Here is a 14,726-nt window from a genome sequence, read left to right as displayed (position 1 = left end):
ATTATTATAACGTTAATGAATTACAATGTCATTAAACTGCAATTTTAAAAGATTGGTCAATTTAATTTTCATAAAAAAATAACCAGATTCTAATAAAAGAATCTGGTTCAAAATATAAATTATTTTGTTTCACGGTGCATAGTGTGTTTGTTGTCACGAGCACAATGTTTTTTCATTTCTATACGTTCAGGATTAGTACGTTTATTTTTTGTAGTAATGTAGTTTCTTTCTCCACATTCAGTACAAGCTAGAGTTACGTTTACGCGCATGCTAATTCCTCCTTACCTTTTCAAAATACGACCTACTAATCATACCATTTAGTTATAAAATTGAAAAGTATTAATTTTTCAATAAACACCACTATGTCGGTATTTTTAATAAATAGTACCTTAAAATGATTTAATCTTTGTCTTTTTCTTTAAAATAATAATTTATAACATCTTTACCTAAATCTCCGCCGTTTAACCAAGGTTCAGGTACAGGTTGGTTGGTATATACGATTGAAAATGCTAATTGTGGATTTTCAATTGGTGCATAGCCAACATATGTTGCATTTACTTTAGGATCGCCATCTTGGAATACTTCTGCTGTTCCTGTTTTACCTGCAGAAGGCACTTCAGTATCATTAAAGCTTTCATAGCCTGTTCCTTCCTCTTCATTAAAGGCCATTTCAAATCCTTCTTGCACTTGGTTAACTTCCTCTTCAGTGTTATTAACCTTATTAAGTACATCACCTTTGAATTTCTCTTTTACTGGACCAAGAGTGTCTTTATTAGTAGAATCTCTTACTTCCAAACCGATATGCGGTTGTACTCTATAGCCATCATTAGCAATGGTAGAAACGTATTGTGATAATTGTAACGGTGTATATGTGTCGTACTGACCAATTGCTAAATCTAAAAAGTTACCTGGATTATCAGTTAATGGTTCAATTTGTCCACTTGTCTCATTAGGTAAATCAATACCTGTTTTAACGCCTAATCCAACTTGGTTTAAACCTTTACGTAATTTTTGACCTGCTTCTGAAATATCTGATGGCAATGTCATATTTGGTGTATAAGCAGATCCAGCGATTTTCAATGCTGTTTTAAACATATAAACGTTAGAAGAATGCATCAATGCTTCTTTATCATCAATAGTCACTTTACCATCTTGATTAAAGTAAGAACTTTTCTTAAGTCCGCCAGCAAATTCTAATGGTTGGTCGACCATCTCATCGCCTACATCAATTGCATCGTTTTGGTATCCGGCTAACAGTGTACCACCTTTTATAGAAGAACCTACTGCATATTGTGAAGTAAATGTACCGATATCATAATCTGTTAAATCACCATTCTTATCAATTTGTTTACCTGCCATTGCTAAGATATCGCCATTGTTTGGATTTTGGACTACAATCATTGCATTATCCATATCTTTAGCACCTTCACTGCGCAATTTGTAAATTTGTTTTTCTAGATACTCTTCAGTTTTTTTCTGGAGTTCTATATCAATACTAAGAACTAAATCATCACCACGTGAGCCTGGATTTATAACTTTCGAGTCAATAACATCTCCAGATTTATCTGTAGTATATTTCATTTCTTTCTTCTTACCTTTTAGAATGTCATCATATTGATATTCTAAATAAGATTTACCTACTCGATCATTACGTGAATACCCTTTAGATAAATACTTTTCTGTTAATTCTTTTGGTATGCCTTCTTCACTTGTAGAAACGTCACCAAATATACCTCTCAAGGTATCATCATATGGGTATTTTCTATCCCAATCCATTGTAGTATTGACTCCTGGCAATTCTGATAATTTTTGAGATACTGCTGCATATTCTTCGTCACTAACGTCTTCGTTTTTAATCATTTGTGGATCTAAAGCTGATCCAGACATCATTTCTCTATAAATAGATAGTATCTGCAAATCTTCATCAGTTAATGTATCGGTTTGTTTAGCACCAATCTTTTTATATAATGCTTCATCATAGTCATCTTGAGAAATACTGCCATCTTCTAATAACGCTTGCTCTTCTTTCATCAAATCTTCAGCTTTATTAGGGTGAATTTGAATCCAATAATCTTGCTTGTCTCTATCTGTAATTTTATCTGTATCCATTTCAATTAAGCGAGACAAGTCTTTAGCAATTTTTAAAACTTCTGATTGGGATGTTTTTCTGCCTCTTGCATATGTAATCGCCTTTTTAGATGCATTATCAATGAGAACTTTACCATTTCTATCTAAAATTCGGCCTCTTGGCACAGCTTCATTAACAGTTAAATTTTCACTATTTTTAATAAGTTGCTCATAATGAGATCCTTCAGCAATTTGTAAATAGCCCAATCTTAAAACAATTACTGCGAAAATGAATACAATAACACCAAAAACAAAACTAATTCTTTTATTCATTGTATTTCTAATCTTTTCATCATTTGATTTTTCTTTTAGTCTTTTTAGCAAAACAACATACCTCTATTCAAAAGTTCTCACTACAAATGATATATGAAATCAGACAATATTTCTATTATTTTAGTTAAAAAAAATGACGACCTTCGAAAAGGCCGTCATAATCGACTGTTTAATTATTTAGCAGCGCTATATAATTCGTCAACTTTTTCCCAATTTACAACGTTCCAGAAAGCACTAATATAGTCTGGACGTTTGTTTTGGTATTTAAGGTAATAAGCATGTTCCCAAACATCTAAGCCTAGGATAGGTGTTTTACCTTCAGTTAATGGGTTATCTTGATTAGGTGTAGTAACGATTTCCAATTTACCATCGTTTACAACTAGCCATGCCCAACCTGAACCGAAACGTGCTGCAGCTTGGTTAGCAAACTCTTCTTTGAATGCATCTAAAGAACCCCATTGTTCTTTAATTTTATCAACAACAGTACCTTTTTCTTCAGAGTTTGGAGTTAATAATTCCCAGAATAATGAATGGTTTAAGTGTCCTCCACCATTATTGCGAACAGCTGTTTGAATGTTTTCTGGTACACTGTCTAAGTTTGCAACAATTTCTTCGATTGATTTAGATTCTAAATCAGTTCCTTCAACTGCTGCGTTTAATTTAGTTACATAAGTGTTATGGTGTTTGTCATGGTGAATCTCCATTGTTTGTTGATCAATGTGTGGTTCCAATGCATCAAAACCATAAGGTAAGTTTGGTAATTCAAAAGCCATAAATAATCATCCTCCTAATTAATCTTAAATAAAGCATAACAAGTTATATTAATGACAACAATTAATATGCTTGTGGAAGCAATTAATAGTCATAAAATAATATTTGTCATCTTTAGTTCCTTTATTAGTATATCTCAAATCAGACCTATTTAAACATATTTGACGAACTATTTTAAAAATTCAATTTAATTCATACTAATGACCTATGCTTAATTATCTCATTTTTAGTAGAAAGAATTATTTTGTGGTGATTTACAAGTTGTAAAGAAAGGTTTTTGTGTACTTATCTATTATACAACTTATTCATGCATGTTTACTTAGTACTTAAATAAGTAGTCCATTACATTTATATAAAACAGCTTAATCTGTTAATTTTAAACATAAAAATAAGCCAAACGTGTTTATGAACGTCGGCTTATTTTATATGTTCTGCGCTTAGTTGAAAAGAACTTAAGCTTTTTGGCATAATTCACAAACACCATAAACCTCTAATTTATGTGTATGAATATCTACTTGTGGTAGAAAAGCTTTAATTTGTTCAATTGGGCAAAAATCAATCACTTTAGTATCACCGCATGATTCGCAAATAAAATGATGATGGTGATGATCTGTACAAGCGATCCTAAATTTCATTTCTCCATCAAGTTCTGTACCTTCCACAATTCCTAAATCTTTAAAAAGGTGTAGGTTTCGATATATTGTATCAAAAGAAATACCAGGATAATTTTCATCCATTTTTTGTTGAATATGCTTTGCATTAATATATTTATCTTCAGCAACAAAAATATCTACCATTTCTCGTCTTTTGTTTGTATATTTATGACCGTTTGCTTTGATTATGTCAATAGCTTCTTCAGTTTTCATTTTTAACAGCCCCTTTTACCGCTCTTATTTTAAATTTCTGATACATCATCGTTATTGCGAGAATAAGCACTAGTAATACTACAATCACACCACCAGGAGAAATGTTCATATAAAACGCTAAGACCAATCCACTGATAACTGACAGTTCTCCAATAACAACACTTAAGATGATTAACTGTTTAAAACCTTTCGTCATGCGCATTGCGATAGCTACAGGTAATGTGATTAATGCACTTACCAATAAGATGCCTACAACACGCATTGAAGCTGATATGACCATAGCCACAATAATTATAAATAGAAACTGTATCCATTTAGGAATGCCAATGACTTTACTGTACTCCTCATCAAATGACAATATAAATAATTCTTTATAAAAAGATAATATAAAGGTAATCACAATGATCACAATAACGATAATAGTAACTAGATCACTTTCAGTTACTGCACTAATCGAACCAAAGAGTAAACCAACAATCTCTTGATTAAAACCATCGGCAAGAGATATAAAAATCGCACTCAGTGCTATACCTGCACTCATAATGATAGGAATCGCAATTTCTTGATAATTACTGTAAGAAGATCTAAGGTTTTCAATTAATAGTGCTCCTATAATAGCAAAAAGAATACCAAACCACATAGGATTTATAAATGTGAAGGCTGGTATAATTGTAATGACAAACATACCAAATGAAATACCACCTAAAGTGACATGACTTAATGCATCAGCAATAAGTGATAACCTTCGTACAACAATAAAAGCACCGATTAATGGTGCAATAAGACCAATAAGTACACCACTAATTAAGGAGTATCGCATGAAATCAAAATTAAGTAATGCTTCTATCATGATGAACAACACTCCCTACTATGCTGGTGATCTACAAATTGGATAGGGTGTCCATATATTTTCGATATTTCAACTTCATCCAGTGATTTGAAATCTTCAGTAGAACCATGAAAATGTAAATGCTTATTCAAACACGCTACTTCAGTAGCTGTATCAGCAACAACACCTATATCATGTGTCACTAAAATTATTGTTACACCTTCATGTTTAAGTGTTTCTAGTGTTTCATAAAATTCACTTACATGCTTGGCATCGATACCACTTGTAGGTTCATCTAATATCAACACTGATGGCTCGCTAATTAATGCTCTAGCTATTAATACACGTTGCTGTTGTCCTCCTGAGAGCTCAGCTATGTTTTTATCTATCAAGTGTTCAATATTCAATCTTTGTAATACTTTTTTCACTTTTCCTTCATCGATTTTATTAAACCATTGAATCATTTTTTTACGTTTAGTTAGTCCACTAATTACGACCTCTTTAACGCTTGCTGGAAACCCAGCTTTAAAAGCTTGCGCTTTCTGGGAAACATAACTGATTTTTAGCATAGATTGTTTTCCATTGTAATCTTTACCATCAACATAAATTTGTCCTTTTTGTATAGGCAATAATCCAAGTATAATTTTTAGCAAAGTTGATTTACCTGCCCCATTTGGGCCTACGATTGCTAGAAACTCCCCACGATTAATTTTGATATTTATATTTTCAAGTACTTGTTTATTGTCAAAATAATAATCAATATTTTTTAATTCGAATACTGGCGTAGACATGTTTTCACCTCGTTTTATACTATACAACGTAGATGTCATTATGTAAATAGTAATCTTTACGACTTATCAAAAAAAACGAACACTTTTTATTTATAAAAAGTGTTCGTGCTTCATATTAATTTTATTGATTTAAAAGTTTGTTTTGCAATTCAGGATCAAATTGTTGTTGCTTTAACATTTCAATCTCAAGTTTGTAAGGTGGCTTTTTACTTTTCTTATCTTCCCCTACGAAAGGCGTTTCTAAAATCTTAGGAACGTCTTTAAAAGTATCATGATGAACGATGTAATTTAAAGCGTCAAATCCGATATAACCAAAACCAATGTTTTCGTGTCTATCTTTATGAGCGCCAATATCGTTTTTACTATCATTCACGTGAACAACTTTAATTCTATCCACACCAACTATTTTATCAAATTCATTTAGTACACCATCAAAATCTTCTTTAACATTGTAACCTGCATCGTGCGTATGGCAAGTGTCAAAACACACTGATAATCTTTCATTATGATTGACGCCATCAATAATTCGAGCTATTTCTTCAAAATTTCTTCCGATTTCTGAACCCTTACCGGCCATTGTTTCTAATGCGATTCTTACATTATTATCATTAGTTAGCACTTCGTTAAGGCCTTCAATAATTTTTTTAATACCTACGTCAGCGCCTTCACCCACATGTGACCCAGGGTGAAGTACAATATCTTTTGCACCCAACGCTTGTGTACGTTCAATTTCACTTTGTAAGAATTCCACACCTAAATCAAAAACATGTGGTTTTATAGTATTAGCAATATTAATAATATATGGCGCATGAACAACAATATTTGAAAGGCCATGTTGTTCCATAATTTCATGACCTTTTTCAATATTTAATTCTTCGATGGGCTTTCTTCTAGTGTTTTGAGGCGCACCTGTGTAAATCATAAAAGTAGATTCGCCTAATTTATATGCTTCTTCTGCTGAACCTTCTAACATTTTTTTACCATTCATAGATACATGAGATCCCAATAACATAGTAGTCACCTATCCTTTTTTATTTTTCCTTTGTTGTCGACTTTGTTGTTTACTATATTGTTTACGTTCTTTTAATTTTAAATCATCTAAATCACGTTTGAATTTCTTTTTATAACCAGGTTTAACTTTTTTCTTATTACTTTTTACTTTATGTTTTAATTCATTTGTTAAATGATCATCTTTATTTCTACGTTTTCGACGGGTATTGTGTGCTTTTACAGCTTTTAATTCACCATCTTTGATGTCGACATTTTCAAATTCATAACCACGTTGTTCAATCAAAGTAACATTTTCTTCTTCATCCGGACTATATAATGTAATTGCGACACCTTTATATTGACCACGTCCAGTACGTCCAACACGATGGGTAAAGAAATCAATATCTCTTGGCACATCAAAGTTAATTACATGGCTCACGCCATCTATGTCTATACCACGTGAAGCTAAGTCACTCGCTATAACAAATTGGAATTCTAAGTTTCTAACACGTTTCATTTGTTGTTTACGTTCTCTTGGTGTTAAACCACCATGAATCATCCCTAATTTCAATCCAGACGCAGATAATTGTTTTGCTAATTCGTCTGCACTATCGCGACTATTACAGAAAATAATACATAGATAGGGATTTAAAATATCAATAAGTTTTAAGGTTTTTTCAACTTTCGCTTCACCTTTTGTTGGAATTAAATAGAACTCTATATTCTTTTTATTTTTTTGAGTATTTTCGATTTCAACATACTCGGGATTTTCTAAGTATTTGTTTAAAAATGGGTGCAATGATTTTGGTATAGTGGCACTGAAAACTGCAATATGCGCATTTTCATCTAATCTTGTAGCCACATAATCTACTTCTTCGATTAAACCTAAATCAATCATTAAATCTGCTTCATCAATAACCAAATAAGAAGCTAAATGAACATGTAAATCCCCATTTTTAGCTAAATCATTTATGCGTGTTGGCGTACCAATAACAAGTTGTGGTTGGTTTTTCGCTCTATTACGGTCTTTTTCTATATCTGTACCACCAATAAATAGCTTTACAGAGACTTCGTTTTTAAATTTGGCTAAGTGACTAGCTACATCAAATAATTGTTGTGCTAGCTCTCTTGTAGGGGCTACGATAATTGCTTGTGGTTCTTTATATTCTGTATTGATTGCATTCATTAGTGGTAATAAAAATGCATGTGACTTTCCTGTACCAGTCTGTGATTGACCTATTAAATTTACCTGCTTCATTATTTTTGGAATTACTCGACTTTGTATTTCAGTTGGTTGAGTAAAATTCAAATCCTTCACAGCGTCTAATAGACTTGGTTCTAAATTAAATTTCTCAAATGGGTGATTCGCCATGTCTTGGCCTCCTTAAATCTTCATCTTATCTATTATAAAGCATTAGCTTATAATTTTGAACTAAATTATTTAATCATATTGCATATCGCATTCATTCGTTGTAAATAATAATAACTCGAACCTACCTGTCATAAGTAAATTCGAGTTATTCACGTATTATATATATTCAAATGGGTCTGTATTTAATTGAGATGCATTTATGTTGAAATCAATTTCTTCATCGTCTAACCATGTAATTAAAAGTTGACGCAACCCATCTTTCATCACATATTCGCTATAATGGTTAATATCTAATAAATTAATACCTGCAATTTTAGCGTCTAAAGCATCATGATGCTTAATATCTCCAGTTACAAATATATCTGCGCCTTTTTTAGCTGCAGCATACTCAAAACCAATACCGGAGCCACCAATTACAGCAACCGTTTTAACCTGTGAGTTTAAGTCACCAGTAAATCGAACACTAGGCATATGCAATTGTGTTTTAACGTGCTTCACAAATGAATCTGCTGACATAGATGCTTTAAGTTCACCAATCATACCTAAACCATAATTTGATTCTTTTTCCATTTTTATAAAATCATAGACAGGTGTTTCATATGGATGATGTTGCGTGATTAATTGTTGCGTTAAATCGCGTTGATTGGCTTCTATCATAAATTCTAATTTATACTCTTCAACATGTTCTACAGAACCTAATTCTCCAATATGTGGATTTGCATGACCTACAGGTTTAAATTGTCCGTTACCTGGGCTTTCAAAGAAGCAATATTCATATTCGCCTTCTTGTGCTAATTCTGCTTCACTCAGACGTTTTTTGAAAGTCTCTAAATTTACTTTTGGAATAAATACTTGGACTTTAAAATATGGAATTGTTTCTGGGTTTAAAATATGTTGATTGTGTAATTCGATTTTATTAGCGAGCATCGCATTAACACCTTTTGGATAAACATCTAAATTTGTATGCAAGGCAATTAGATTAATGTTGTTTTGAATTAACTTACGTATGATAGCACCATAGCCATCTTGTTGTGTAATGTTTTTAACCCCTTTAAATATAAGCGGGTGATGACAAACTATTGTATTACATTGATTCGTCATTGCTTCCTCAACTACATCATCAGTACAGTCAAGCGCAGTCAAAACGCCTGTAACTGTAGAAGATGTATCACCAATAAGTAAGCCTACATTATCCCATGATTCAGCCGTATTCAATGGTACATGCTTATTAATAATGCGAAGTAATTGTTCGATATTCATTTATATCACCTCATTAATTAAATTAATTTCATTATTGATTTCATTTAAGCGTTCGGCGTGATGTTGTGGATTTAAATTCTGTTGTATTTTATATAATGCATCGCGTTCGCGTTCCCATTTTTTGAAAAATAAATTATTTTTATTTTTCAATAATTCAGGACCAAATTTTAATGCTTGTGATGATAACGGTTCAACATCTTCTAAATAATCTGCAACAATAATTTCATATATATGACCTTTTTCTTCTAATATATCCTCAGCTATAATATTGTAATTCATTTTCACAAGTTGTTTTCGTATGGCACCAGATTGGATGTTACTTTGCAAAATCAGTCTTGGTTGATTTGTTAATTTTTCAGAACCCTCATCCAGTATTTTAGCAATTAAAGGCCCGCCCATACCACAAATAGTAATCGATGAAATATCATCACTATTTTGTATGACAGATAAACCATCACCGAATCTAACATCAATAACTGAATTTAGTTGTTGATCAATGACATTGCGCTTTGATGCTTCAAAAGGTCCTTTGATCACTTCACCAGCAATTGCCTTTTGCGTTAAGTTGTTTTCAATTGCAAAAATTGGTAAATATGCATGGTCCGAACCGATGTCCGCTAGACAATCGCCTTGTATATAAGTACTTACTTTTTTTAATCTTTGATTTAATGTAATCATAAAAAGTTCTCCTCTATATATATGTAAAAAGCTCTTTTGTACATCGTTGTACAAAAGAGCTAAAAAGTTAGTCCATAAAGTCTTTTAGACGTTTACTTCTGCTTGGGTGTCTTAATTTTCTAAGTGCCTTAGCTTCGATTTGACGAATACGTTCTCTAGTTACACCAAACACTTTACCAACTTCTTCTAATGTACGAGTTCTACCGTCATCTAATCCAAAACGTAAACGTAATACATTTTCTTCACGGTCAGTTAGTGTATCTAATACATCTTCTAACTGTTCTTTTAACAACTCATAAGCTGCATGATCTGATGGGCTTTGGGCTTCTTGGTCTTCTATGAAGTCACCTAAATGACTGTCATCTTCTTCACCAATAGGTGTTTCTAAGGAAACTGGCTCTTGAGCTATTTTCAGTATTTCTCTTACTTTTTCAGGTGGTAAATCCATTTCTTCACCAATTTCTTCTGGTGCTGGATCACGGCCTAAATCTTGTAATAATTGTCTTTGCACACGAATTAATTTATTAATTGTTTCAACCATGTGAACCGGAATACGAATCGTACGTGCTTGGTCAGCAATCGCACGCGTGATAGCTTGACGTATCCACCATGTTGCATATGTTGAGAATTTGAAGCCTTTATTGAAATCGAATTTTTCCACGGCTTTAATAAGTCCCATATTACCTTCTTGTATCAGGTCAAGAAACAGCATACCGCGTCCTACGTATCTTTTGGCTATACTTACTACAAGACGTAAATTCGCTTCAGCTAAACGTGATTTAGCAACTTCATCGCCTTTTTCAATTCTTTTAGCCAATTCAACTTCTTCTTGTGCGTTTAATAAATTTACTCGTCCGATTTCTTTTAAATACATACGGACTGGATCATTTATTTTGACACCTGGAGGTGCACTTAAATCATTTGGATTTAATTTTGAATCTTTGTCTGAACTATCTTTTTCATTAACTAAACTTATATCATTATCTGTTAATTGGTCAAAAAGTTCGTCCATTTGATCAGAATCCATTTCGAAGTTTTGCATTTTTTCAGCAATTTCTTCATGACTCAAGTGTCCTTGCTTTTTACCTTTTTCAATCAATTGTTTTTTTACATCTTCTAAAGTTAGAGATGGGTCGATGGTTTGCTTTTTAACTTTAACTTTATTTCCAGACATGAAAAGGCCTCCCGAATATATAATATCAACTTGATACCAAAATATTTTATAGTCAAAATTTATAAAACTGAATTAAAATAACATTCTAGTATACAGGCTGTTAATCCTATTAATATACACATACATTCATTATTGAATTAATTCATCCTATTTTTATTATGATTTACAATTTTTTCTAAATAATATTTTTGCAATTCTAAATCACCTAACCTCGAAGCCTCCCGTAGCTTATGATTAAGCGATTCTATCGTTTCTTCATTTCTATTAGATGTTAGTGTATTTACATAGTCATCAATTTCATATTCAAATGGTTCTTCATTTATCATATAGTTATCTAATGATATAAATGCTTCCTTGATTTCATTGGAATCAATGTACTGTAAAACGTCACTAATATTAAATGTATCATGCTCAGAGTAAAACTGGTGTAAAACATTAAATATACGCTTAAAATACTCATTTGTAAAGTCTTCTACTTGAAGTAATTTGTGATAATTCAAGAAAGTGTCTTTATCATTCATAAAATGTTTTAATAAAGCACGTTCTGCTTTTTCGTTTTTGTTTAAGTTATTAAATTGTGGGACTGTTGGTAATTGGTAGGATTGAGGTTGATAATAATCTTGTTGGTGTCCTACTTCATTATTTAGACTATCCAAGCTAACTTTAAACAATTCCGATACTTCTTGCAATATCTTTTTACGAAGTATTGATGACTTCATGAGTGATATATCATTCGTTATCTCTTTTAAATATCTTTCATAAGATAAATCATTATTGTCTATTTCATCTTGATGTATATGCACTTTATATAAAATATATGATTTCTTTTCATGTTCTACATAATAGTTAAATGCATCGGCGCCGTGTTTACCAATATATTCATCTGGATCCATATCTTTTGGGAGTTGGACCACAAATACATTAAATCCTTGTTCCAATAATGCTTGGCCTGATTTTAATGTTGCTTCACTACCTGCAAAGTCACCATCAAACATTAAAGTTACATTAGATGTGAGTTTCTTGATGAAGGCAATATGTTCTTGTGAAATTTGTGTACCCATGCTGGCAACGACTTGTTTGATTCCAGCTTGATCAACTTTAATGACATCCATAAATCCTTCTAATAATATAATTTCATCATTTTTTCTTATCGATTTTCGCGCCTTATCAACATTGTATAACAATCTTCGTTTCTGAAAGATGGGCGTTTCAGGACTATTAAGATATTTGGGCTCTTGATTTGTATAAGTTCTACCGGAATACCCTACAGTTCTACCTTGAGCGTTCATCAGTGGAAACATAACTCGATCTCGAAAGCGATCATAGTAACTAAAGTTCTCTTCATTTCTTGACAATAAACCCGCTTCATAGGCTAATTGAATGTCGTACCCTTTCTTTTGTAAAAAATCATGGCAAAAATGAGAATTCTTTGGTGCATAACCAATTTTTCTGGCATCAATTAATGCATCTGTAAAGCCACGTTCTTTTAAATAAGTTAAAGCTGCTTCACCTTCAACTGTTTTCTTCAATGCATAGTGATAATATTCTTGCATAAGTTCATGCATTTCAATCATTTGCAAATCTTCAGATGCGACTTGGTGTGTATCATCTTGCCCTGAAGCACTTTGGTCAGTTTCAACTTCAATATTTACACGTTCACCTAATTCTTTTACTGCTTCTGTAAAAGATATATCTTTTATTTCTTGAGTAAACTGAAAAACATTACCACCTTTTTTACAACCAAAGCAATGACAAATTTGTTTATCTTCTGACACTGTAAATGACGGTGTTTTTTCATCATGAAAAGGACACAAACCAATATAATTGCGTCCCCTTTTTTCTAATTTGACATACTCGCTAACTAAGTCGAGTATGTCAGTCTTATCTTTTATTTCATTTATTGTGGATTGTTCTATTCGCAACTTAATCACCTATTAGACATTAATTACAATATTATAGCTTTTTTCATTGATTTTTGAAACTATTTTGCTCAATAATGCTAATAATATCATTTGCAGTTTCTTCTATCGCTTTATCAGAAACATCAATAACTGGACAACCTATCTTATCCACAAGTTCATGGAAGTAATTTAATTCTTCTTCAATACGTTGTTCAGTCGCATATCTTGCACTGTCACCTAAACCGAGTTGTTTCAAACGTTCTTTACGAATACGGTTTAGCTTTTCTTCACTTATTTTTAAGGCAATGCATTTTGATGGATCAACACCAAATAAGTCGTCTGGTGGTGTTACTTCTGGGACAATAGGTATATTCATCACTTTATAACTTTTATGTGCAAGATATTGTGAAAGTGGGGTTTTTGACGTTCTAGAAATCCCTAGTAATACGATATCTGCTTTTGATAAGCCTTTAGGATCTTTACCATCATCGTATTTTACGGCAAATTCAATTGCATCAATTTTTTTGAAGTAAGCCTCATCTAATTGATGTACTAAACCTGGTTCGAAATAAGGCTGTTCATCAATTTTATCTAAGAGAATATTCATCAATGGTCCCATGATATCTACAGATTTGATTTCATACTCTTTAATTTTTGCTTCCATATATTTTCTTATTTCCGGTTTAACTAGTGTGTAAACAACAATAGCTTCTGTATCTTTAGCTACTTGGATAACTTCATCTACGTTTTCTAAAGCCTCAATATATGGATATCTATTAATTTCACTATCGCATTGATTTGGATTAAATTGTGAAATACATGCTCTTGCAACAAGTTCGGCTGTTTCTCCTACCGAGTCTGATGCGACTATAATTTTTATATTTTCCATAAGTTAAATACCACCTATTCGTTTAATAATGAGACAAAGATTTTTGTAATTGTAGTTTTTGATATCCGTCCTTTGACTTCATACTTGCCATTTTCTTTTTTTGTTACGATGGGTAACGAATCAATCTCTTTTTCAATCATTAAATTCGCTGCAAAAACGACTCTTTCATCTTCAAGAATAAAGCTTAAATTCGGCATGCGTGTCATAATAATATTTACAGGCATAGTGTGTATATCCTCACCAATCATAGATGCTCGTAATAAATCCTTACGTGAACAAACACCAATAAAATCTCCATTACTATTGATTACGAATAATGTACTGACATCTTCTAAAAATATTGTACATATTGCATCATAAACTGACATTTCATTTTTGACCACAACAGGATGTGATGCATAATCTTTTACTATATATTGTTTTAATTGATCAGCTAATAATTTATTCTTTGGTTTACCAGAATAATAATAACCTACACGTGGCCTAGCTTCTAAAATACCGGACATTGTTAAAATAGCTAAGTCAGGTCTTAATGTGGCACGTGTCAAACTAAGTCTTTCTGCTATATGCTCGCCAGTTATAGGACCGTTGTTTTTGACAATTTCAACTATTTGCTGTTGTCTTTTACTTAGTTCTATTGGACTTCACCCCTTCACTCATTCTTCTTAATTATACATGGAATTTTTAATTGCTACAAATACATATAATTACTTGCTAATAAACGCACAATACATTAATATTGAAATTAAAGCGAGTTGGGGATAGTGAAAGCCTAACAAGAACTATTGGCCACAACTAAATGATA

At 32.1% G+C, this 14,726-nt stretch carries 14 protein-coding genes; all 14 read right to left on the bottom strand.

Going from position 1 to position 14,726, the window contains the following annotated elements; all coding sequences use genetic code 11:
• Nucleotides 1-119: 119 nt before the first annotated feature.
• The 14 genes from rpmG to SOJ_RS07600 all read right to left on the bottom strand — a co-directional run bounded on the left by rpmG (nucleotide 120) and on the right by SOJ_RS07600 (nucleotide 14,559).
• The gene (gene rpmG / locus SOJ_RS07665) at nucleotides 120-269 is read right to left on the bottom strand and encodes a 50S ribosomal protein L33 (protein WP_002483181.1); all 150 of its coding nucleotides are present in this window, start codon (nucleotides 267-269) and stop codon (nucleotides 120-122) included.
• A 130-nt stretch (nucleotides 270-399) separates the two neighbouring features.
• On the bottom strand, nucleotides 400-2,451 hold the full coding sequence (locus SOJ_RS07660) for a peptidoglycan D,D-transpeptidase FtsI family protein (RefSeq protein WP_002507496.1): 2,052 nt from the start codon (nucleotides 2,449-2,451) through the stop codon (nucleotides 400-402).
• A gap of 122 nt (nucleotides 2,452-2,573) precedes the next feature.
• On the bottom strand, nucleotides 2,574-3,173 hold the full coding sequence (locus SOJ_RS07655) for a superoxide dismutase (RefSeq protein WP_002507495.1): 600 nt from the start codon (nucleotides 3,171-3,173) through the stop codon (nucleotides 2,574-2,576).
• Between the two features lie 450 nt (nucleotides 3,174-3,623).
• Nucleotides 3,624-4,037 (bottom strand): Fur family transcriptional regulator, encoded by a 414-nt coding sequence (locus SOJ_RS07650; protein ID WP_002507494.1) that lies wholly within the window; start codon nucleotides 4,035-4,037, stop codon nucleotides 3,624-3,626.
• Nucleotides 4,027-4,887 (bottom strand): metal ABC transporter permease, encoded by an 861-nt coding sequence (locus tag SOJ_RS07645; RefSeq protein WP_002507493.1) that lies wholly within the window; start codon nucleotides 4,885-4,887, stop codon nucleotides 4,027-4,029. Before SOJ_RS07645 ends, SOJ_RS07650 begins: the two co-directional genes overlap by 11 nt.
• On the bottom strand, nucleotides 4,884-5,657 hold the full coding sequence (locus SOJ_RS07640; RefSeq protein ID WP_002507492.1) for a metal ABC transporter ATP-binding protein: 774 nt from the start codon (nucleotides 5,655-5,657) through the stop codon (nucleotides 4,884-4,886). Before SOJ_RS07640 ends, SOJ_RS07645 begins: the two co-directional genes overlap by 4 nt.
• Nucleotides 5,658-5,778: 121 nt before the next feature.
• On the bottom strand, nucleotides 5,779-6,669 hold the full coding sequence (locus SOJ_RS07635; RefSeq protein ID WP_002507491.1) for a deoxyribonuclease IV: 891 nt from the start codon (nucleotides 6,667-6,669) through the stop codon (nucleotides 5,779-5,781).
• A gap of 9 nt (nucleotides 6,670-6,678) precedes the next feature.
• Entirely contained in the window at nucleotides 6,679-8,019 is a 1,341-nt protein-coding gene (locus SOJ_RS07630; RefSeq protein ID WP_002507490.1) for a DEAD/DEAH box helicase, read from the bottom strand.
• 156 nt (nucleotides 8,020-8,175) lie between these two features.
• Nucleotides 8,176-9,279 (bottom strand): Nif3-like dinuclear metal center hexameric protein, encoded by a 1,104-nt coding sequence (locus SOJ_RS07625; protein ID WP_002507489.1) that lies wholly within the window; start codon nucleotides 9,277-9,279, stop codon nucleotides 8,176-8,178.
• Nucleotides 9,280-9,957 (bottom strand): tRNA (adenine(22)-N(1))-methyltransferase, encoded by a 678-nt coding sequence (locus SOJ_RS07620; RefSeq protein ID WP_002507488.1) that lies wholly within the window; start codon nucleotides 9,955-9,957, stop codon nucleotides 9,280-9,282. It lies immediately after the preceding gene.
• 67 nt (nucleotides 9,958-10,024) lie between these two features.
• Nucleotides 10,025-11,131, bottom strand: coding sequence for an RNA polymerase sigma factor RpoD (rpoD, locus tag SOJ_RS07615; RefSeq protein ID WP_002507487.1), 1,107 nt, complete (start codon nucleotides 11,129-11,131; stop codon nucleotides 10,025-10,027).
• Nucleotides 11,132-11,268: 137 nt separating this feature from the next.
• Nucleotides 11,269-13,053: a DNA primase gene (gene dnaG / locus SOJ_RS07610; RefSeq protein ID WP_002507486.1), complete on the bottom strand. Its 1,785-nt coding sequence runs from the start codon at nucleotides 13,051-13,053 to the stop codon at nucleotides 11,269-11,271.
• 43 nt (nucleotides 13,054-13,096) lie between these two features.
• Complete coding sequence (locus SOJ_RS07605; protein WP_002507485.1) at nucleotides 13,097-13,921, bottom strand: pyruvate, water dikinase regulatory protein; 825 nt, start codon at nucleotides 13,919-13,921, stop codon at nucleotides 13,097-13,099.
• 14 nt (nucleotides 13,922-13,935) lie between these two features.
• Nucleotides 13,936-14,559: a helix-turn-helix transcriptional regulator gene (locus SOJ_RS07600; protein WP_071561808.1), complete on the bottom strand. Its 624-nt coding sequence runs from the start codon at nucleotides 14,557-14,559 to the stop codon at nucleotides 13,936-13,938.
• Nucleotides 14,560-14,726 lie beyond the last annotated feature (167 nt).

This window comes from Staphylococcus sp. OJ82, from assembly GCF_000294465.1.
Taxonomy (GTDB): Bacteria; Bacillota; Bacilli; order Staphylococcales; family Staphylococcaceae; genus Staphylococcus; species Staphylococcus equorum.
The sequence above is the reverse complement of the archived record's forward strand: the minus strand, read 5'-3'. Positions and strand labels throughout refer to the sequence as shown.

Coding starts and splice junctions, on each gene's coding strand:
- SOJ_RS07630 (WP_002507490.1), bottom strand. CDS start 8,019: ATGGCGAATCACCCATTTGAGAAATTTAATTTAGAACCAAGTCTATTA.
- SOJ_RS07605 (WP_002507485.1), bottom strand. CDS start 13,921: ATGGAAAATATAAAAATTATAGTCGCATCAGACTCGGTAGGAGAAACA.
- SOJ_RS07655 (WP_002507495.1), bottom strand. CDS start 3,173: ATGGCTTTTGAATTACCAAACTTACCTTATGGTTTTGATGCATTGGAA.
- SOJ_RS07620 (WP_002507488.1), bottom strand. CDS start 9,957: ATGATTACATTAAATCAAAGATTAAAAAAAGTAAGTACTTATATACAA.
- SOJ_RS07625 (WP_002507489.1), bottom strand. CDS start 9,279: ATGAATATCGAACAATTACTTCGCATTATTAATAAGCATGTACCATTG.
- SOJ_RS07650 (WP_002507494.1), bottom strand. CDS start 4,037: ATGAAAACTGAAGAAGCTATTGACATAATCAAAGCAAACGGTCATAAA.
- SOJ_RS07635 (WP_002507491.1), bottom strand. CDS start 6,669: ATGTTATTGGGATCTCATGTATCTATGAATGGTAAAAAAATGTTAGAA.
- rpoD (WP_002507487.1), bottom strand. CDS start 11,131: ATGTCTGGAAATAAAGTTAAAGTTAAAAAGCAAACCATCGACCCATCT.
- rpmG (WP_002483181.1), bottom strand. CDS start 269: ATGCGCGTAAACGTAACTCTAGCTTGTACTGAATGTGGAGAAAGAAAC.
- SOJ_RS07640 (WP_002507492.1), bottom strand. CDS start 5,657: ATGTCTACGCCAGTATTCGAATTAAAAAATATTGATTATTATTTTGAC.
- SOJ_RS07645 (WP_002507493.1), bottom strand. CDS start 4,887: ATGATAGAAGCATTACTTAATTTTGATTTCATGCGATACTCCTTAATT.